Here is a 19,089-nt window from a genome sequence, read left to right as displayed (position 1 = left end):
TATTCTGTTTGTTAAAGAGCGGTGCTGACTGCGTCGTTTCCGTCGCTGCGTCAGCTGAGGAGGCGAACTATACGCCCGCACCCCCACCCCGTCAACACTTTTTGGGAGGAAATGTCCTCCCCCCATCCCGATTACAGGTAAGACCCTGGCGAACAAAGGAAAAGTTAAAAAAACGCCGCCCACGAACTTCGTGGACGGCGTCGTTTCGCGACACTTGATCGACTGCGACGGCTTAGCGCTGGCGCAGCTTGGCGAAGGCGGCCGCCATGGCGGTGTCGCCCGCTGGCTGCGCTGCCGGCTTGCGATTGTCGCGCCCGCGCGGCGCGTCGGCGCGGGACGACGGACGGGAACCGTCTCCGACTTCGTCATCGAGGCGCATGGTCAGCGCGATGCGGCGGCGCTTGACGTCGACCTCCTGCACCTTGACCTTGACCACGTCGCCGGCCTTGACCACCTTGCGCGGGTCGTCGATGAACTTGTTGGACAGCGCGGAGATGTGCACCAGGCCATCCTGGTGTACGCCGATATCGACGAAGGCGCCAAAGTTGGTGACGTTGGTCACCACGCCTTCCAGCACCATGCCCGGCACCAGGTCCTTGAGGTCTTCCACCCCTTCCTGGAAGGTGGCGGTCTTGAACTCGGGCCGAGGGTCACGACCAGGCTTGTCCAGTTCCTTCAGGATGTCCATGACGGTAGGCACGCCGAAACGCTCGTCGGTGTAGTCGTGCGGCTTGAGCGCCTTGAGGAAGGTCGTGTCACCGAGCAGCGACTTCACTTCGCGGCCGCAGCGCGCGACGATCTTTTCCACCACGGGGTAGGCCTCGGGGTGCACCGACGAGGCGTCGAGCGGATTGTCGCCGCCGGTGATGCGCAAAAAGCCCGCCGCCTGCTCGAAGGTTTTGTCGCCCAGACGCGGCACCTTGAGCAACTGGCTGCGCGTACGGAAGGCACCGTTCTGGTCGCGGTAGCTGACGATATTGGCGGCCAGCGTGCTATTGAGGCCGGACACCCGCGCCAGCAGCGGTACGGAGGCAGTGTTGACGTCGACGCCGACGGCGTTCACGCCGTCTTCGACCACGCCGTCCAGCGCGCGGGCCAACTGACTTTGGTTGACGTCGTGCTGGTATTGACCGACGCCGATCGACTTGGGATCGATCTTGACCAGTTCGGCCAGCGGGTCCTGCAGGCGGCGCGCGATGGAGACGGCGCCGCGCAGGCTGACGTCGAGGTCGGGAAATTCCTTGGCGGCGAGTTCGGACGCCGAGTACACCGAGGCACCGGCTTCGGACACCACGATCTTGGTCAGACCGAGTTCGGGGTGACGCTTGATCAGATCCTGCGCCAGCTTGTCGGTTTCCCGGCTGGCAGTGCCGTTGCCGATGGCAATCAGCTCGACCTTGTGGCGTGCCGCCAGCACCGCCAGCTCGGCGATGGAACGATCCCAATCGTTTCGCGGCGCGTGCGGGTAGATGGTGCTAGTGGCGACCACCTTGCCGGTGTTGTCGACCACCGCGACCTTGGTGCCGGTGCGCAGCCCCGGGTCGAGGCCGAGCGTCGGGCGCTGGCCTGCGGGGGCGGCCAGCAGCAGATCGTGCAGGTTGGCCGAAAACACCTTGATGGCCTCGGCGTCGGCGGCTTCCTTGACCCGCGATACCAGTTCCAGCTCGAGCGACAGGAAGATCTTGGCGCGCCAGGTCAGACGCACGGTGTCGAGCAGCCACTTGTCGGCCGGGCGGCCGGCGTCGTGCACGCCGACGTGGGCGGCGATGAGCTGCTCGTAGGCGGAGCGTTCGGTGATCGGCGTTTCGTCCGGCTGGTATTTGATGGCGACCGACAGCACGCCCTCGTTGCGGCCACGCAGCAGCGCCAGCGCGCGGTGCGACGGGGTGGAGCGGATCGGCTCGCGGTGCGCGAAGTAGTCGGAGAACTTGGCGCCCTCTTCTTCCTTGCCGGCCACCACACTGGCGGCGAGCTCGCCCTCGCCCCACAGCTTGTCACGCAGACGGCCGAGCAGTTCGGCGTCTTCGGCGAAGCGTTCGATCAAGATGGCACGCGCGCCGTCGAGCGCCGCCTTGGCATCGGCAACGCCCTTGTCGGCGTCGACATACGCCTCGGCCGCGGCCGACGGGTCCTGCGACGGGTCGGCCAGCAGGCTTTCGGCCAACGGCTCGAGCCCGGCCTCGCGGGCGATCTGGGCCTTGGTGCGACGCTTGGGCTTGTAGGGAAGATAGAGGTCTTCCAGCGTGGTTTTGTTGTCGGCACCGTACAACGCGGCCTGCAGCTCGGGGGTGAGCTTGCCCTGCTCGGTGATGCTGTTGAGGATGGCGTCGCGGCGCTCGTCGAGCTCGCGCAGATAGCGCAGACGTTCGTCCAGCGTGCGCAGCTGGGTGTCGTCGAGCCCGCCGGTGACTTCCTTGCGGTAGCGGGCGATGAAGGGAACGGTGGCGCCACCGTCAATCAGTTCGACCGTGGCAGCCACCTGGGCTTCGCGGACGTTGAGTTCTGCCGCGAGGCGGCGGGCAATGCTAGGCAACATCGGCTTTGTTCTTGTCGTCGGAAAAAAGCCGATACTGTAGCCCGTCTGCCCGCAAAATCAAGCGGCGACAGGCCCCGCCAGCCAGGCCTGGGCGGCTTCGGCCGTGTCGAAGTACTGTACCTTGGTGTGCGACATCAGGCCGGCGATGTGCGCGGCGAGCTTGATCCAGACGTCTTCGACCACGATGGCGACGCGCCCGAGCTCCTTGTCGTGCGCGCGGACGAAGCGTAATTCCTCGACCGCCATGTCGATGGTGAAATCCTTCAGCTCCGAGAGGTCGAGGAAGATGTCGGGCTTGCCATGCTCGGCAATGCGCTTCATCAATGCCACCTCGAGCTCCTTGAAGTCTTCCAGGGTGAATTCGTTGAACAAGGCCACATCGAGGCCGTAATCCTGCTCGCGAATGGAGATCATGCCTTTGCTCCTGAGGTGAGGGGACTCATTGTTATTCTAGCGCCGGCTGGCGAGGATGCCGCTGATCACGATCAACGTCATCGCAACGAAACTGGCCAGCGTCAGGCTATCTTGCCACACCAGCACGCCCAGCAGGGTGGAAAACACTACGGTCAGATAGGACAGATTGGCCGCCACCAGCTTGCGGCCGACCTTGTACGCCCGCGTCATCGCCAGTTGCGCCACCGTGGCGGTGAGGCCCAGCCCCAGCAGCAGCCAGACGTTGGTGGCGGTGACGGCATGCCAGCGGTCGAACTGCATCAGGACGGCGCCGCCGACAGTGGAAATCAGCGCGAAGTAGAACACCACGCGCCATTCCGGTTCGCCCAGCCGGCCCAGTTCGCGCACGTGCAGGTAGGACCAGCCGGCGAGCAGGCCGGAGCCCAGGCCGAGCAAGCCCGCCTCCCAGCGCTCGCCGGCCAGCGTGGGCCGCAGCAGCAGCACCACGCCGACGAAGCCCAGCGCCAGTGCGGCCACAGCCCTGGAAGAGAGGCGTTCGCGCAGCACCAGCACCGACAGCAGGGCGAGGAACAACGGCGAGGTGTAGTTGAGCGTGACCGCCGTGGACAGCGGGAGGTGGGCGATGGCGTAGAAGTACAGCAGCAGCGAGACATAGCCGATCAGTCCACGCTGCACGTGGTAGCGCAGATGCGGCGTGACGAAGCGCTCACGGCGCCAGCACGCCGCCACACCCAGCGTCAGGGTACCGAAGGCCGTGCGCCAGAACACCAGTTCCGTCGAGGAGAAATGCTGGGCGCCCAGCTTGACGAACAGCCCCATCAGACCAAAGAACAGCGCGGCGACCACCATCCACGCCGACCCGAGGCGCCAGCGGGAAACGGGAACGTCGGGAGCGGCCAGCGCCGGCTCGGTAGGTTTCATCATGTTGCAATAGTAAAGGATTGGACGAAGCGGGTTCAGCGGCGTGCCGCCAGCACCCCGGAAAAAACGATCAGCAGGATGCCGGCCAGCGCCTCGAGCGGCAGGACGTCGCCCCACAGCAGCACCCCCAGCACCGCGGAGAACGCCACCGTGAGGTAGGCGAAGCTCGCCACCAGGAATTTGCTGCCGTCCTTGTAGGCGCGGGTCATCGCGAGCTGGCCGCACATGCCGGTGACACCGACACCCAGCAGAGGCCAGAAGGTCTCCGCGCTCAACGGGGTGAAGCCGGGGCCGAGCAGCAGCAGTACCGCACCGAACACCGAGGAGATGGCGAAAAACCAGAACACGACGCGCCACGGCGCCTCGCCCATCTTGCCGAGTTCACGCACCTGGAATACGGCGAATCCGGCGCTGGCGCCGGAGGCCAGCCCCATGGCGGCGGCAAACCACATGTCGCTGGCAAAGGTTGGCCGAAGCAGCAGCAGGATACCGCCAAACCCCACCGCCAGGGCCAGCGCCGCGGTGCGCGTCAGCGGTTCTTTCAGCCGCACCAGGCAGATCAGGGTGAAGAACAGCGACGAGGTGTAGTTGAGCGTGATGGCGGTGGCGAGTGGCAGGTGCGTCAGCGCGTAGAACAGCAAGCCCATCGACACGTAGCCGATCAGGCTGCGCTGCAGGTGCCCGCGCCAGTTGGGCGTCAGCGGATTGCGCCGGCGCGCCACCATCACCCCGCCCAGCATCAGCGCGCCGAACAGGGTGCGGTAGAACAGCAGTTCAAGCGCGCCGAAGGAGCGCCCGCCGACCTTGACGAAGACGCCCATGAGCGCGAAGAACAGCGCCGCCACCACCATCCAGCCGGCCCCCAGGCGGCCGCTGCGCAAGCGCTGCCAACCCGGAGCCCAGGCCACGACCCGGTTCATGAGCGGCCCTTCTGCACCACCAGCGACAGGCAGACCGACTCCAGCGCGCGGCGGTAGGTGTGGTACTCGGAGGCATTGGCGGCGCAGCGCGCCTCGATCACGTCGTGCTGGCCGGTCAGCAGGAACACCTGCAGATTGCGGCGGATGATCCACAGGCTGTCGGAAACGAACTGCCCTTCGCGGTAGCTCACGGTGAGGCGTCCGGCGGTCGGCACCCATCGCACCAGACTGGCAGCCTCGCGATCGCCGTCGGCACGGCGGTAGCGTTCGGCCAACGTTTCCAGCGTTTCGCCACGCGCCAGGTGTCGCCGGTGGATTTCCACGCTGATCGCCGCGCGTTCGCGCTCGTCGGCCTTGGGCGGCACCACGCGCAGCGTGCGCACGCCATCGACGCGGGTGACGCGCACCTTCCAGCCGGTCGGGACGGTGAAGCTCAGGCGGTCGAGCGGGTCGAGATAGGCCGCTTGTGCCGCAACGGCGAACAGCAGCAGGAACAGCGCGAGAAGGCGGGAGGTAGCAGGCATTACCGGATCGGATAAACAAAAAGGCGCGGAAATCCGCGCCTCGCCATTGTGCACCGAATCACCGGGCTTAGCCAGCCAGGTGCTCGCCCATCAGGCGCCGGTAGAACTCGTGGAAGTGCTGCATGCCGTCTTCGGTCGGCGACTGGTAGGGACCGACCTCGCTCTCGCCGCGCAGCCACAGCGCCTTGCGCCCCTGGTGCATGCGATAGCAGATTTCGTCGTCTTCCTTGGCGGTTTCGAAGTACGCCGCCTGCTCGGCCTCGATGAATTCCGGCTCGAACCACACCACTTCTTCGGGATAGTAGAACTCGGTGATCACCGTGCACTTCTCCGGGCTCCGCGGAATGGCCACGCTGGCCACCAGCACGTGCGGATACCACTCGATCATGATGTTCGGGTAGTAGGTGAGCCAGATCGCGCCGAATTCCGGCTGCCGCTCGGCGAAGCGGCGCAGCACTTCGTCGTGCCAGGCACCGTAGACCTTGGAGCCGGGACGGGCCAGCTTGTTCTTCACCCCGACCGTCTGCACGTGGTACTGGTCGCCCCATTCCCACTTGAGGTCGCCGCAGTCGACGAAGTGGCCAAGGCCGGGGTGGAACGGATCGACGTGGTAATCCTCGGAGTAGACCTCGATGAAGGTCTTCCAGTTGAAGTCGTACTCGGTGACGTGGGCGCTGTGGAAGGCGTAGCCCTCGAAGCTCAGGTGCTTGGCCACGGCGAGCTTGGCGAGGTCGGCGGCGACATCGCGGCGGGCGTCGAACAGCAGGCCGTTCCAGCTGGTGAGCGCGGTCTGGCCCAGGTTGAGGCACGGCGTCTGCGGGAAGTGCGGCGCGCCGACCAGGCTGCCGCCCTTGTCGTAGGTCCAGCCGTGCAGATTGCACACGATGTGGTTACCGTTGCCGCGCCCCTGGTAAATGGTGGCCTGGCGATGGCGACAGACGTTGGAGATCAGCTTGACCTCGCCGTCGACGCGCTTGAGCATCTTGCCGTGGTCCATCCAGGCCAGCGTCTGGTAGTCCCCTTCGTTGGGCACCATCAGTTCGTGGCCGTAGTATTGCGGCGCATCGGCGAACAGCAGCTTTTGCTCCAGTTCGTAGAACGCCGGGTCGAAATAGGTATAAACGGGTAGCTGAGCGGCAGACGCTTGAAGCAACTGCGGTGAAGCCAGATCAGACATTATTCCCACACCTCCGTGGAAGAAGATATAAGACCAGCCGAATCTCGCTGTTAAGAAGACGAGTTTACGGAACAGATTCAAAAAAACACAAAGGACCCTGCCGGGTCCGAGGCCGGGATTGTGCCCCCATTCCCCTGCCCCGGCAAGCTTTTTTTACCGCGCCAGAAGACGCGGAGAGGGGGCCTTCTCGCCAATTTCCGGCATCGTTGCGCCACAAATCCAATTTACCCTTTTTTCCCGCAACAAATCAGAGTCTTGTACATTTGATGCAGCGCAACATTGGCATCAGACTATGTGCTATAGTCTGCGCCGCACACACTTCGACACAGTCACGCCAGGTGCCGTAACACAACCGCCACCGGGCCACGCCCTGCAGGCACTACCCGCCAACACACACCGGCGGGCAGCCATGCCACGGGGACGACACGCCGCCGCCGGCCCAGGCCGCGGCCTGCGAGCCGACTGTTTGTCGAAACACCACGGGAGACGCGTTTTTTTATCATTCACCCGTAATTTGCAAGACTAAGCCTATGAGTTCGAGCATTCTCGTCATCAACTGCGGCAGCTCCTCGCTGAAATTCGCCCTCATCGACACCACCACCCAGCACGCCAGCCTGACCGGCCTCGCCGAAAAGCTGGGGCTCGACGACGCCCAGATCACCTTCAAGCATCAAGGCGAGAAAACGGTGCAGACGTTGGCCGAAGGCAACCATGCCGCGGCGATGCGTGCCATCCTCGCCCAACTGCAAGGGCGCGGACTGTTCGACAGCGTGCAGGCCATCGGCCACCGCGTGGTGCACGGCGGCGAACGCTTCAAGGCCTCCACCCTCATCGATGACGAGGTGATCGCCGCCATCGAAGACTGCGCCCGCCTGGCGCCGCTCCACAACCCGGCCCACGTGCTGGGCATCCGCACCGCCATCGCCTGCTTCCCCGGCCTGCCGCAGGTGGCGGTGTTCGATACCGCCTTCCACCAGAGCATGCCGCAGCGCGCCTACCTCTACCCGGTCCCGATGGCGCTGTACCGCGAGCACGGCGTGCGCCGCTACGGCTTTCACGGCACCAGCTACCGCTTCGTCAGCGCCGAAGCAGCGCGCATGCTGGGCAAGCCGCTCGAGGACATCGCCGTGGTCTGCGCCCACCTCGGCAACGGCGCCTCGGCCGCGGCCATCCTCGGCGGCAAGAGCGTCGACACCACGATGGGACTGACCCCGCTGGAAGGGCTGGTGATGGGGACGCGCTCCGGCGACGTCGACCCGGGGCTGTTCGGCTACCTGGCCAGCGAGCTGAAGCTCGACGTCAACGCCATTACCGAACTGCTGAACAAGCAGAGCGGGCTGTTGGGTCTGTCGGAGCTGTCGAGCGACTGCCGTGAACTGGAAGACGCCGCCCTGGCCGGCGACGGCGCCGCGCAGCTGGCGCTGGAGGTGTTCAGCTACCGCCTGGCCAAGCAGATCGCCGCGCTGACGGTGGCGCTGGGCCGGCTCGACGCGGTGCTGTTCACCGGCGGCATCGGCGAGAACTCGTCCTACCTGCGCGAACGCGTGGTCAAGCTGCTGGGCTTCCTCGGCCTGCGACTGGACGCCGCCGCCAACCAGCGCTGCGTGCGCGGCCAGGCGGGTTGCATCACCGCGCCGGGCTCGGTGCCGGCGCTGGTGATCAACACCAACGAAGAACTGATGATCGCGCTGGACACCGCCGCCCTGGCCACGCCCGCCGCCCTCACCCGCTAAGACAGGAACGATTTCATGCAGACCTTCTTTCTGGCCCCGCTGGGCTTTGACGCCGGGCTGACCTCGGTGGCGCTGGGCATGATCCGCGCGCTGGAGCAGGCCGGGCTGCGCGTCGGTTTCGTCAAGCCGATCGCCCAGGGTGCCGGCCATCACGAACCCGAGCGCTCCACCCACTTCGCCCGCGCCATCTGTCACCTGGCCTCGCCGGAGCCGCTCACGATGGAGCGGGTGGAGCATTTCCTCAGCCAGGGCCAGGTCGACCAGCTGATGGAAGAGGTGGTCAGCCTGTACCAGCAGGCGGCCCGCAACGTCGACGTGGTGATCGTGGAGGGACTGGTGCCGGACCAGAAGCACCCCTACTCCACCTTCCTCAACACCCGGATCGCACGCAACCTGCAGGCGCAAACCATCCTGGTCGGCGCCGCCGACAAGCTGGCCAGCCACGAGATCGCGGAACAGCTGGAAATCAGCATCCAGGCGTTCGGCGGCGACCACGGCAGCACCGCCGGCTACATCCTCAACCGCGTCTCGAAGCAGCATGACACCGCGCAGATGGCGCTGGAGATCCTGGAGTCGAGCCAGGCGCTGCAGCACAACCGCCTGCCGCTCCTGGGCGCGATTCCGCTCGAACCCGAGCTGTTGGCGCCGCGCACGCTGGACGTGGCCAACTATCTCAAGGCGCGCCTGGTGCACGCCGGCCAGATGACGCGCCGCCGCGTGCGCAGCACCGTGATCACCGCGCGCACCGTGCCCAACATCGTGCACCTGCTGAAACCGGGCGCGCTGATCGTGACGCCGGGCGACCGCGAGGACATCGTGCTCGCCACCGCCATGGCCAGCATGAACGGCGTGCCGCTGGCCGGCTTGCTGCTGACCTGCGACGCGATGCCGGATCCGCGCATCCAGCAGCTGTGCCACCAGGCCTTCACCAGCGGCCTGCCGGTGCTGGCTTCGGAGTCGAACACGCTGGAGACCACCAGCCTGCTGACCAATATGAGCCTGCAGGTGCCGGCCGACGACCTGGAGCGCATGGAACAGGTGATCGCCTTCGTCGCCGAGCACCTCGACGCCAAGGCGCTGCGCAACCGTGTCGGCGCGCCGCGCGAGCACCGTCTGCCGCCCCCGGCGTTCCGCTTCCAGCTGATGGAAAAGGCGCGCCAGGCCAACAAGCGCATCGTGCTGCCGGAGGGCAACGAGCCGCGCACCATCAAGGCCGCCGCGATCTGCCACGAGAAGCGCATCGCGCAGTGCGTGCTGATCGGCAGCCGCGCCGAGATCGAACAGGTGGCCGAGGCGCAGGGCGTGGCCCTGCCGGCAGACATCGAGATCATGGACCCGAACGAGGTACGCGGCCGCTACATCGAGCCGATGATCGAACTGCGCAAGAACAAGGGCCTCAACGCGCCGATGGCCGAGCAGCAGCTGGAGGACAACGTGGTGCTGGGCACCATGATGCTGGCGCTGGACGAGGTGGACGGCCTGGTGTCGGGCGCGGTGCACACCACCGCCAACACCATCCGCCCGGCACTGCAGCTGATCAAGACCGCGCCCGAGGCGAAACTGGTATCGTCGGTGTTCTTCATGCTGATGCCGGAGCAGGTGCTGGTCTACGGCGACTGCGCGGTGAACCCGGACCCGAGCGCCGACGAACTGGCCGACATCGCCATCCAGTCGGCCGATTCCGCCGCCGCCTTCGGCATCCCGCCGCGCGTGGCGATGATCTCCTACTCCACCGGCTCGTCCGGCAGCGGCGACGACGTGGAGAAGGTGCGCGAAGCGACGCGGCTGGCGCGCGAGAAGCGCCCCGACCTGATCATCGACGGCCCGATGCAGTACGACGCCGCCAGCGTGGAGAGCGTCGGCCGGCAGAAGGCGCCGGACAGCCCGGTGGCCGGCCGCGCCACGGTGTTCGTGTTCCCCGAACTCAACACCGGCAACACCACCTACAAGGCGGTACAGCGTTCGGCCAACGTGGTCAGCGTCGGCCCGATGCTGCAGGGGCTGAGGAAGCCGGTGAACGACCTGTCGCGCGGCGCGCTGGTCGACGACATCGTCTACACCATCGCGCTGACCGCGATCCAGGCCGACCAGCAAGCCGGCTGAAGCCGCCCCACCCCCGCCAGGCGTGGTGAAAACACACCACGCCGCGGCTCGACCCGTTGCATCAATCAAACACTTGTTTTAGATTGATGCGGCGGGTTTTTTTACGTTTGCACGCCCCGAAAAACACACAACAAACAACGACATAACAATCGAGGAACGGGAGGATTCAACATGGCTATCCGCCACATTACCGAATGGTTCATTCCGGATCGGGTGCGCGAGTCGCACGAGCTGGCCATCCGCGCCCGCACCGTGATCAGCGTCGGGCTGCTGGCCGGCCTGATCGTGCCGGTGTTCGCGCTGTCCTATTTCGAGCTGCACCACCCGGCCATGGCCTGGGGTCTCCTGGCCGGCGGCGCCGGCCTGCTGCTGGGCCCGGTGCTGCTCAAGCTCACCGGCGCCATCCGCTTCACCGCCGAGTTCACCATCGGCTGCATGTTCGCGCTGGTGGGCTGGATGGGCTACGTCAACGGCGGCATCCTGTCGTCCAGCGTGGTGTGGTACGCCTCGATTCCGTTCACCGCGATCTTCGTCGGCGGGCGGCGCTCGGGCGTGGCGTGGACGCTGCTGACGCTGCTCGCCATCGGCCTGTTCCTGCTGCTCGAGAGCGATCCGGGCGCCCTGCCCGAGGTGCCGATTCCCGCCGACGAGCATCCCAGGCTCTTGGCCAAGTCGCTGGCCGGCCTGTCGCTGGTGGTGCTGAGCCTGGCCTGGGCCTTCGACAAGGCCAAGGCGCAGGGCTTCCAGAAATTGGAAACGGCGCGCACCGAAGCCGAACGCGCCACCCAGGCCATGCAGCAGATGATGGAGCAGGTGAGGCGCTCGATCCACGCCGCCGCCTCGGCCAGCCGCGAGATCGCCAGCAGCACCACGCTGATGGCACGCACCATGGCCGAGCAGCGCCAGCGCACCGAAGACATGGTGGTGTCGGCGCAGCAGATGGCGGTGGTCACCGGTGAAAACACCGAGCAGTCGATCAGCGCCACGCGCATGGCGGAAGACGCCGGCCAGGCCGCCAGCCTGGGCGGGCGGGCCATGGACCAGGCGGTGGACCAGCTCAACCAGGCCGGCCAGGTGATCTCGCACGCCGCCAGCCGGCTCGAGGCGCTGGAAAAATGCAGCGCCGAGGTGAGCGGCATCGTGCAGCTGATCCGCGACATTGCCGAGCAGACCAACCTGCTGGCGCTCAACGCCGCGATCGAGGCGGCGCGCGCCGGCGAATCGGGACGCGGCTTCGCCGTGGTGGCGGACGAGGTGCGCAAGTTGGCCGAAAGAACCCAGGGCGCCACGCTCGACATCGAGCAGAAGATCCGCCTCATCGTCGACGGCACCAACCAGTCGGTCGACGCCATGCGCGACGGCAACACCCAGATGCAGGCCGGACGCAGCCACGCCCTGGCGGCGCAGGACAGGCTCGCCGGCATCATCGGCGACACCCACCGCCTGGGCGGGCTGCTGCGGCAGGTATCGAGCGCCGAGGCCAGCCAGAACCAGGGCTTCGTGCAGTTTGCCGGCACCATCACGGCGATGGGGGAAGCCACGCGCACGCTGACGGCGGAAACCGAGACCATCGCCGACGCCACGCACCGCCTCGACGGCCTGATCGACGAGCTGGGCGCCAGCGTCACCCAGTTCCAGCACCGGACCGCCTGAACCGCGCGGCGCCAAATCAGCGCAAGGAATTTGCTTTGCCGTTTTTCTTGGTTCGGGAAACAAAACGGCGTGGCTACAGTGGTGACCATTCCAAACCGAAACAGGAACCGCACCATGTCCTTGCGCACCTTCACCGTTCTGGCCTCCACCCTCGTCCTGCTGGGCGCTGCCACCCCGGCCCTGGCCGACGTCTCCCTGCTCAACGTCTCCTACGACCCGACGCGCGAGCTGTACCAGGACTTCAACACCGCCTTCGCCAAGTACTGGAAGGCCAAGACCGGTGAAACCGTCAGCGTCAAGCAGTCGCACGGCGGCTCAGGCAAGCAGGCGCGCGCGGTGATCGACGGCCTGGAGGCCGACGTGGTGACGCTGGCGCTGGGCTACGACGTGGATGCCTTGAACACCGAAGCCAAGCTGATTCCGCCGAACTGGCAGAAGCGCCTGCCCAACAACGCCTCGCCGTACACCTCGACCATCGTGTTCCTGGTGCGCAAGGGCAACCCCAAAGGCATCCACGACTGGAACGACCTGATCAAGCCGGGCGTGGACGTGGTGACGCCGAACCCGAAAACCTCCGGCGGCGCACGCTGGAACTACCTGGCGGCGTGGGGTTACGCGCTGAAGCAGCCGGGCGGCAACGACGCCAAGGCCAGGGACTTCGTCAGGAAGGTCTACCAGCACGTCAAGGTGCTGGATTCCGGCGCGCGCGGCGCCACCGTCACCTTCACCCAGCGCGGCATCGGCGACGTGCTGCTGGCCTGGGAAAACGAGGCCTACCTCTCCACCAAGGAGCTGGGTCCGGACAAGTTCGACATCGTCACGCCTTCGGTCTCCATCCTGGCCGAGCCGCCGGTCAGCGTAGTGGACAAGGTGGTCGACAAGCACGGCACGCGCAAGGTGGCCGAGGCCTACCTGCAGTACCTGTACAGCCCGGAGGGCCAGGAGCTGGCAGCGCAGAACTACTACCGTCCGCGCGACGCCAGGATTGCCGCCAAGTACGCCAGCCAGTTCAGCAAGGTGAAACTGTTCACCATCGACCAGCTGTTCGGCGGCTGGACCAAGGCGCAGAAGACCCACTTCGCCGACGGCGGCGTGTTCGATCAGATCCAGGCCCGCTAAGCCGACGCCGCCTCCGCTCAGCCGTTCTCCACTTCATCACGCCGCGTCGCCCGACCGGCGTGTTTTTTTGTTATCGACAGGCATTCCGGTTATCGGCACCTGCCCGATTCCCTTTTCTGGAATTCGAATAAGCATCGAAGAATTCCTTATTTTTAGAATAAGGGAACTGCTCATATGCTGGTTTCGGTTATTAAGGGGGAGCCGCCATATGTCCGATCGTTCACCAAACAAGGGAGGTAGCGCATGAAATCCGCCACCCTCCCGCGCGTCTTGCCGGGGTTCACGCTGTCACTGGGCTACACCATCAGCTACCTGTCGCTGATCGTGCTGATCCCGCTCGCGGCGGTGTTCATCAAGACCGCCGCCATGCCGCTGGACGCGTTCTGGCAGGCCGTCACCGCACCGCGCGTGCTGGCCTCGTACCGCCTGAGCTTCGGCATGGCGCTGTTGGCCGCCGCCATCAACAGCGTGTTCGGCCTGATGTTGGCATGGTCGCTGGTGCGCTACCGCTTTCCCGGCAAGAAACTGGTCGATGCCCTGGTCGACCTGCCGTTCGCCTTGCCCACCGCGGTGGCCGGCATCGCACTCACCGCGCTCTACGCCGGCAACGGCTGGATCGGCCGCCATCTCGAGCCGCTGGGCATCAAGGTGGCATTCGGCCCGCTCGGCGTGCTGGTGGCGCTGGTGTTCATCGGCCTGCCCTTCGTGGTGCGCACGGTGCAGCCGGTGCTGGAAGACCTCGACACCGAGCTGGAAGAAGCCGCCACCAGCCTCGGCGCCCACCGCTGGCAGACCTTCCGCCACGTCATCCTGCCGGCGCTGCAGCCGGCGCTGATGACCGGTTTCGCGCTGGCCTTCGCGCGCGCCGTCGGCGAGTACGGCTCGGTGATCTTCATCGCCGGCAACATCCCGATGGTGTCGGAAATCACCCCGCTGATGATCATCAGCAAGCTCGAACAATACGATTACCGCGGCGCCACGGCGATTGCCAGCGTGATGCTGGTGGTGTCGTTCCTGCTGCTGTTGGCGATCAACGGGCTGCAGGCGTGGCAAGCGAAACGTAGCGGGAGGAGCGCGTAATGAGTGCAACTGTCAGCAATCTGTACGCCCAGCACGACCGCGCCGCGCTGCTGGAAAGCCGCCAGGCCACCCGCGAGAACACCTGGATCAAGGGCAGCATTCTGGTGCTGGCGCTGGGCTTCTTCGCCGTGTTCCTGCTGCTGCCGCTCGCGGTGGTATTCGTTGAGGCCCTGGCCAAGGGCTGGGGCACCTATCTCGAGGCGCTGACCGAGCCCGATGCGCGCTCGGCGATCTGGCTGACGCTGAGCGCGGCGGCGATCTCGGTGCCGCTCAACCTGGTGTTCGGCGTGGCGGCCGCCTGGGCGATCACCCGCTTCGAATTCCGCGGCAAGCAGCTCCTGATCACGCTGATCGACCTGCCGTTCTCGGTGTCGCCGGTGGTGGCGGGCCTGGTCTACGTGCTGGTGTTCAGCAACCACGGCTGGTTCGGGCCGTGGCTGTCGGCGCACGACATCAAGATCATCTTCGCCATCCCCGGCATCGTGCTGGCGACGGTGTTCGTCACCGTGCCGTTCATCGCCCGCGAGCTGATCCCGCTGATGCAGGCGCAAGGCCGCGAGGAGGAAGAAGCGGCGGTGGTGCTGGGCGCGCGCGGCTGGCAGGTGTTCTGGCACGTCACCCTGCCCAATATCCGCTGGGCGCTGCTCTACGGCGTGATCCTGAGCAACGCCCGCGCCATGGGCGAGTTCGGCGCGGTGTCGGTGGTGTCCGGCCATATCCGCGGCGAGACCAATACCCTGCCCTTGCACGTCGAGATTCTTTACAACGAGTACAACTTCGCCGCCGCCTTCGCCGTGGCCTCGCTGCTGGCCATGCTGGCGCTGCTGACCCTGGTGGTGAAGAGCTGGGTGGAATGGCGCGCTCGGCGCGACTGACAAGCTGGCCTCCTGCGTTGTTGCGTCGCCTTCTGGATGGCGCACCCGGCAGGAGCCGTGGCACTGATTTTTGTTAGCCGCGCCGGAGCGTGGCTAAGGAGAGCAATATGAGCATCCAGGTACAGAACATCCACAAGGCCTTCGGCCACTTCGTCGCGCTGGACGACCTCAGCCTCGATTTTCCCAGCGGCGAGCTGGTCGCCCTGCTGGGTCCGTCCGGCTGCGGCAAGACCACCTTGCTGCGCGTCATCGCCGGGCTGGAACAAGCCGATTCAGGCAAGGTGCTGCTGGACGGCGAGGACGCCTCGGACACCCACGTGCGCGAGCGCCAGGTCGGCTTCGTGTTCCAGCACTACGCGCTGTTCCGCCACATGACGGTGTTCGACAACGTCGCCTTCGGCCTGCGCATGAAACCGCGCCAGGAGCGCCCGTCGGAGGCCGAGATCAAGCGCAAGGTGCACGAACTGCTGCAACTGGTGCAGCTCGACTGGCTGGCCGACCGCTTCCCGGCCCAGCTCTCCGGCGGCCAACGCCAGCGCATCGCGCTCGCCCGCGCCCTGGCGGTGGAGCCGCGCGTGCTGCTGTTGGACGAGCCGTTCGGCGCGCTCGACGCCAAGGTGCGCAAGGAACTGCGCCGCTGGCTGCGCCGCCTGCACGACGAGCTGCACATCACGTCGATTTTTGTCACGCACGACCAGGAAGAAGCACTGGAGGTGGCCGACCGCGTGGTGCTGATGAACCACGGCAAGGTGGAACAGATCGGCACGCCGGACGAGGTCTATCGCCACCCGGCCACCTCTTTCGTCTACGGCTTTTTGGGTTCGGCCAACCGCTTCGAGGGACGCCGCACGGCCGGCGGCATCGACGTCGGCGGCACGCGCCTGGCGGCCCAGGCCGACCATGCCGGCGAGGACAGCGAGGTGGTCGCCTTCGTGCGTCCGCACGAACTGGAGATTCGCCTGGAGCAACAGGATGCCGGCATCCCGGCGCGCATCACCCGCGTGCTCAGCGTCGGCGCCCTGACCCGCGTCGAGCTGGAAGGCAGCGGCAGCCAGGACGGCCAGCACTACGACGTCGAACTCCCGTACGAGACCTGGCACGCCCAGACCTTCACCGCCGGCCAGCAGGTGCGCCTGCAGCCACGCGCCTTGCGGGTGTTCACCCACAACGAAACGGCAGGACGAGCATGAACTTTCAGCAACTGCGCATCATCCGCGAGACGGTACGGCAGAATTTCAACCTCACCGAGGTCGCCAACGCGCTGTTCACCTCGCAATCGGGCGTCAGCAAGCACATCAAGGACCTGGAGGACGAGCTGGGCGTCGAGCTGTTCGTGCGCAAGGGCAAGCGCTTCCTCGGCCTGACCGATCCGGGCAAGGAACTCCTGACCATCGTCGAGCGTATGCTGCTCGACGCCGGCAACGTCAAAAGGTTGGCCGAACAGTTCAGCCAGCGCGATCAGGGCCAGCTCACCATCGCCACCACCCACACCCAGGCGCGCTACGCCCTGCCCAAGGTGGTGACGGCGTTCAAGCAGGCGTTCCCCAAGGTGCACCTGGTGCTGCTGCAGGCGAGCCCGGACGAACTGGTGCGGTTGCTGCTGGACGGCCAGGCCGACATTGGCATCGCCACCGAGGCCATCTCGGCGGTGCCGGAACTGGTGTCCTTCCCCTACTACAGCTGGCACCACACCGTGATCGCACCGCCGGACCACCCGCTGCACGGCGTCAAGCCGCTGACGCTGGAGGCGCTGGCCGACTACCCGCTGGTCACCTACCACGAAGGCTTCACCGGCCGCGCCCAGATCGACCGCGCCTTCGCCGAGGCCGGGCTGTTGCCGGACGTGGTGATGGCGGCACTCGACGCCGACGTGATCAAGACCTACGTCGAGCTGGAAATGGGGGTGGGCATCGTCGCCTCGATGGCGGTCGACGCGCAGCGCGACCAAGGCGTGGCCGAAGTGGACTCGGTGCCGCTGTTCGGCCACCAGACCTCGCGCATCGCCGTGCGCCGCGGCCATTACCTGAGAAGCTACGCCTACCGCTTCATCGAGCTGTGCTCGGCGGAGCTCGACGAAACCACGGTGCGCCAGGCCCTGGTGCCGACGGCGCCGGACTAGCGGTTTATCCGCTCAGGCCATTGCCGGTCTGGCCGGCCACGCAAGCCACAAAGCCGCGCCGGCTATCAGTACGCCTCCCAGCCAGCCGCTGGCTGCCAGCGGCTCGCTCAGCCACGCCACCGCGAACAACGCCCCCCACAGCGGCTCGCTGCCCAGCAGCAAGGCCACCTTGCTCGGACTGGAAGCGGCCAGCGCACGGTTCATCGCCCAGAACGCGAACAGGGTACAGAACACCGTCAGGAAAGCAGTGGCGAACCAGAAACCCGCCGCCATCGGCAACGGTGGCAGACCGCCCGGCAGCCACGGTGCCAGCAGCAAGGCGCCGCCACCCACCAGCAGGCCCTGAACCCCGGTCAGCCCCAGCATGTCGAGCTGCTTGCCAGCGGTCAGCCGCGTGGTGAGACAGGTCTGCACGGCACGAATCAGCGCCGCCAGCAGCATCAGTGCATCGCCCTGGTTGAGCGTTCCCCTGGACATGCCGGTGAGCAGCCAGGTGCCCAGCAGCGACACGATGGCGGCCAGCCACAGCTTGCCGGACGGGCGCTTGCCAAACCACAGCCACTCCACCGGCGGCGTCAGCAGCAGGCACAGGCTGACCAGAAACGCCGCATTGCCGGCACTGGTACGTGCCACACCTTCGGTTTCGGCAAAGAAGATCGCAAGCAGACCAACGCTAGTCGGCAGTGCGACCGCCCAAGTGGCACGCTGCTGCGCGCGCGGCAGGCGCAGCCAGTAAGGCGTCAACAGCAGCGCGGTGAGGAGGAAGCGGATGGCGATGACACCCGCCACCGGATAGAACACCAGCGCAGTCTTGACCACGCTGTAACTGCTGCCCCAGATGGCGGCGGTGAGCAAGAGCAACAGTTCGGCAGGCACGAGTACGCGGGACATGGTGGGCTCCTTGCATTGACTGAGCCACAGTATGAAACTGGCCTCAGCCATTGATAATGCCCCACCAAAGCAAAGGATTTGTGCCCCATGAGAACAAATGAGCTACTGCCGCTCTTGCCCGACCTGGCGGTATTGGTGGACGTGGTGGAAGCCGGTTCGTTCAGCGCCGCCGCACGGCTGCAAGGCAGCACCCCCTCGGCGGTAAGCCGCCAGATCGCCCGGCTGGAGGCGGCACTGGGACTGACGCTGCTGGAACGCAGCACGCGCCGGCTGCGCCTGACCAGCGGCGGGCAGGAGGTGCTGCGCCATGCGCGGGTGATGCTGGACGCGGCACGGGCCGCCTGTGACGGCGCCGCGCGTCATGCCAGCACCGTAGAAGGCCGAGTGCGAGTGTCGGCCCCCAAGGCGGCGCTGCGCCAGCTGATCCACCCGCAACTGCCGGCATTGCTGCAGAGCTATCCGCAGTTATCGCTGGAGCTCTACGTCACCGATGCGGTGGTCGATCTGATCGCCGAAGGCGTCGACATCGCACTACGCCTAGGGGATCCGCCCGCCGGCTACGTGGCGCGGCCGTTCATGGCCGTGCGCACGCTACTATTCGCCTCCCCGGCCTATCTGGCACAGCATGGCGTTCCCCTGCACCCGTCCGAGCTGGTGCGCCACAGCTGCCTGCATCTGGCCGAGCTGCCAGGTGACGACGAATGGTGCCTGGTGCGCGGCAACGAGCGCGTGGTGGTGAACGTGCGTGGCCGTTACGCGAGCAACCATAGCGAGATGCGACGCGAGGCGGCCGAAGCCGGGCTCGGCATCGCCTGCCTGCCCGATTTCACCACGCGTCAACAAGTCGCTGGCGGTACGCTGGTGCCCGTGCTGCCCGACTGGCAACTGCTAGGGCGCTACCAGGGCAGCAGCTGGCTGGTATACCACGCCGATCGCTACCGTTCTCCGCGGGTCCGGGTAGTGGTGGACTACCTGCTGCAGATTGCCACCCGCCTTGGCCTGCCGCAGGTCTAGTGCACCCCGC

16 protein-coding genes are annotated in these 19,089 nt (G+C 66.3%); 9 read left to right on the top strand and 7 right to left on the bottom strand.

The window, feature by feature from the left end; all coding sequences use genetic code 11:
* Positions 1-232: 232 nt before the first annotated feature.
* The 6 genes from AC3WG5_RS12550 to AC3WG5_RS12525 form a co-directional block, all read right to left on the bottom strand.
* The gene (locus tag AC3WG5_RS12550; RefSeq protein WP_492568929.1) at positions 233-2,536 is read right to left on the bottom strand and encodes a Tex family protein; all 2,304 of its coding nucleotides are present in this window, start codon (positions 2,534-2,536) and stop codon (positions 233-235) included.
* A 57-nt stretch (positions 2,537-2,593) separates the two neighbouring features.
* On the bottom strand, positions 2,594-2,950 hold the full coding sequence (locus tag AC3WG5_RS12545; RefSeq protein ID WP_008953873.1) for a SpoIIAA family protein: 357 nt from the start codon (positions 2,948-2,950) through the stop codon (positions 2,594-2,596).
* Between the two features lie 36 nt (positions 2,951-2,986).
* Positions 2,987-3,874 carry a DMT family transporter gene (locus tag AC3WG5_RS12540; protein WP_492568928.1) on the bottom strand — a complete coding sequence of 296 codons (888 nt, stop codon included), beginning with the start codon at positions 3,872-3,874 and terminating at the stop codon, positions 2,987-2,989.
* A 32-nt stretch (positions 3,875-3,906) separates the two neighbouring features.
* Positions 3,907-4,791, bottom strand: coding sequence for a DMT family transporter (locus tag AC3WG5_RS12535; RefSeq protein WP_492568927.1), 885 nt, complete (start codon positions 4,789-4,791; stop codon positions 3,907-3,909).
* Positions 4,788-5,315, bottom strand: coding sequence for a hypothetical protein (locus AC3WG5_RS12530; protein WP_492568926.1), 528 nt, complete (start codon positions 5,313-5,315; stop codon positions 4,788-4,790). The genes AC3WG5_RS12535 and AC3WG5_RS12530 overlap by 4 nt, the downstream gene beginning before the upstream one ends.
* Before the next feature lie 67 nt (positions 5,316-5,382).
* Complete coding sequence (locus tag AC3WG5_RS12525; protein ID WP_492568925.1) at positions 5,383-6,492, bottom strand: aromatic ring-hydroxylating oxygenase subunit alpha; 1,110 nt, start codon at positions 6,490-6,492, stop codon at positions 5,383-5,385.
* A 530-nt stretch (positions 6,493-7,022) separates the two neighbouring features.
* On the opposite strand from AC3WG5_RS12525, the gene AC3WG5_RS12520 reads away from it, so the two are divergent.
* The 8 genes from AC3WG5_RS12520 (at position 7,023) to AC3WG5_RS12485 (ending at position 17,174) form a co-directional block, all read left to right on the top strand.
* Positions 7,023-8,225: an acetate/propionate family kinase gene (locus AC3WG5_RS12520; RefSeq protein ID WP_492568924.1), complete on the top strand. Its 1,203-nt coding sequence runs from the start codon at positions 7,023-7,025 to the stop codon at positions 8,223-8,225.
* A gap of 15 nt (positions 8,226-8,240) precedes the next feature.
* Positions 8,241-10,328, top strand: coding sequence for a phosphate acetyltransferase (gene pta / locus AC3WG5_RS12515; RefSeq protein ID WP_492568923.1), 2,088 nt, complete (start codon positions 8,241-8,243; stop codon positions 10,326-10,328).
* 171 nt (positions 10,329-10,499) lie between these two features.
* Positions 10,500-11,981, top strand: a complete 1,482-nt coding sequence (locus tag AC3WG5_RS12510; RefSeq protein ID WP_492568922.1) for a methyl-accepting chemotaxis protein — start codon at positions 10,500-10,502, stop codon at positions 11,979-11,981.
* A 114-nt stretch (positions 11,982-12,095) separates the two neighbouring features.
* Positions 12,096-13,100 (top strand): sulfate ABC transporter substrate-binding protein, encoded by a 1,005-nt coding sequence (locus AC3WG5_RS12505; protein WP_492568921.1) that lies wholly within the window; start codon positions 12,096-12,098, stop codon positions 13,098-13,100.
* A 243-nt stretch (positions 13,101-13,343) separates the two neighbouring features.
* The gene (gene cysT, locus AC3WG5_RS12500) at positions 13,344-14,180 is read left to right on the top strand and encodes a sulfate ABC transporter permease subunit CysT (RefSeq protein WP_492568920.1); all 837 of its coding nucleotides are present in this window, start codon (positions 13,344-13,346) and stop codon (positions 14,178-14,180) included.
* Complete coding sequence (gene cysW, locus AC3WG5_RS12495) at positions 14,180-15,055, top strand: sulfate ABC transporter permease subunit CysW (RefSeq protein ID WP_492568919.1); 876 nt, start codon at positions 14,180-14,182, stop codon at positions 15,053-15,055. The genes cysT and cysW overlap by 1 nt, the downstream gene beginning before the upstream one ends.
* A 107-nt stretch (positions 15,056-15,162) precedes the next feature.
* A complete protein-coding gene (locus tag AC3WG5_RS12490) occupies positions 15,163-16,245 on the top strand; it encodes a sulfate/molybdate ABC transporter ATP-binding protein (protein ID WP_492568918.1) in 1,083 nt (360 codons plus the stop codon).
* On the top strand, positions 16,242-17,174 hold the full coding sequence (locus AC3WG5_RS12485; RefSeq protein ID WP_492568917.1) for a CysB family HTH-type transcriptional regulator: 933 nt from the start codon (positions 16,242-16,244) through the stop codon (positions 17,172-17,174). The genes AC3WG5_RS12490 and AC3WG5_RS12485 overlap by 4 nt, the downstream gene beginning before the upstream one ends.
* A 12-nt stretch (positions 17,175-17,186) precedes the next feature.
* On the opposite strand, the gene AC3WG5_RS12480 is transcribed toward AC3WG5_RS12485, so the two are convergent.
* Complete coding sequence (locus AC3WG5_RS12480; protein ID WP_492568916.1) at positions 17,187-18,065, bottom strand: DMT family transporter; 879 nt, start codon at positions 18,063-18,065, stop codon at positions 17,187-17,189.
* An 87-nt stretch (positions 18,066-18,152) separates the two neighbouring features.
* On the opposite strand from AC3WG5_RS12480, the gene AC3WG5_RS12475 reads away from it, so the two are divergent.
* Complete coding sequence (locus AC3WG5_RS12475; protein ID WP_492568915.1) at positions 18,153-19,079, top strand: LysR family transcriptional regulator; 927 nt, start codon at positions 18,153-18,155, stop codon at positions 19,077-19,079.
* Positions 19,080-19,089: the final 10 nt, after the last annotated feature.

It is taken from the genome of Pseudogulbenkiania sp. FW507-F1 (assembly GCF_058781125.1).
The sequence above is the reverse complement of the archived record's forward strand: the minus strand, read 5'-3'. Positions and strand labels throughout refer to the sequence as shown.

What these genes read in the sequence shown, in the direction of transcription:
- AC3WG5_RS12550 (WP_492568929.1), bottom strand. Translation starts at nt 2,536, where the DNA reads ATGTTGCCTAGCATTGCCCGCCGCCTCGCGGCAGAACTCAACGTCCGC.
- AC3WG5_RS12545 (WP_008953873.1), bottom strand. Translation starts at nt 2,950, where the DNA reads ATGATCTCCATTCGCGAGCAGGATTACGGCCTCGATGTGGCCTTGTTC.
- AC3WG5_RS12540 (WP_492568928.1), bottom strand. Translation starts at nt 3,874, where the DNA reads ATGATGAAACCTACCGAGCCGGCGCTGGCCGCTCCCGACGTTCCCGTT.
- AC3WG5_RS12535 (WP_492568927.1), bottom strand. Translation starts at nt 4,791, where the DNA reads ATGAACCGGGTCGTGGCCTGGGCTCCGGGTTGGCAGCGCTTGCGCAGC.
- AC3WG5_RS12530 (WP_492568926.1), bottom strand. Translation starts at nt 5,315, where the DNA reads ATGCCTGCTACCTCCCGCCTTCTCGCGCTGTTCCTGCTGCTGTTCGCC.
- AC3WG5_RS12525 (WP_492568925.1), bottom strand. Translation starts at nt 6,492, where the DNA reads ATGTCTGATCTGGCTTCACCGCAGTTGCTTCAAGCGTCTGCCGCTCAG.
- AC3WG5_RS12520 (WP_492568924.1), top strand. Translation starts at nt 7,023, where the DNA reads ATGAGTTCGAGCATTCTCGTCATCAACTGCGGCAGCTCCTCGCTGAAA.
- pta (WP_492568923.1), top strand. Translation starts at nt 8,241, where the DNA reads ATGCAGACCTTCTTTCTGGCCCCGCTGGGCTTTGACGCCGGGCTGACC.
- AC3WG5_RS12510 (WP_492568922.1), top strand. Translation starts at nt 10,500, where the DNA reads ATGGCTATCCGCCACATTACCGAATGGTTCATTCCGGATCGGGTGCGC.
- AC3WG5_RS12505 (WP_492568921.1), top strand. Translation starts at nt 12,096, where the DNA reads ATGTCCTTGCGCACCTTCACCGTTCTGGCCTCCACCCTCGTCCTGCTG.
- cysT (WP_492568920.1), top strand. Translation starts at nt 13,344, where the DNA reads ATGAAATCCGCCACCCTCCCGCGCGTCTTGCCGGGGTTCACGCTGTCA.
- cysW (WP_492568919.1), top strand. Translation starts at nt 14,180, where the DNA reads ATGAGTGCAACTGTCAGCAATCTGTACGCCCAGCACGACCGCGCCGCG.
- AC3WG5_RS12490 (WP_492568918.1), top strand. Translation starts at nt 15,163, where the DNA reads ATGAGCATCCAGGTACAGAACATCCACAAGGCCTTCGGCCACTTCGTC.
- AC3WG5_RS12485 (WP_492568917.1), top strand. Translation starts at nt 16,242, where the DNA reads ATGAACTTTCAGCAACTGCGCATCATCCGCGAGACGGTACGGCAGAAT.
- AC3WG5_RS12480 (WP_492568916.1), bottom strand. Translation starts at nt 18,065, where the DNA reads ATGTCCCGCGTACTCGTGCCTGCCGAACTGTTGCTCTTGCTCACCGCC.
- AC3WG5_RS12475 (WP_492568915.1), top strand. Translation starts at nt 18,153, where the DNA reads ATGAGAACAAATGAGCTACTGCCGCTCTTGCCCGACCTGGCGGTATTG.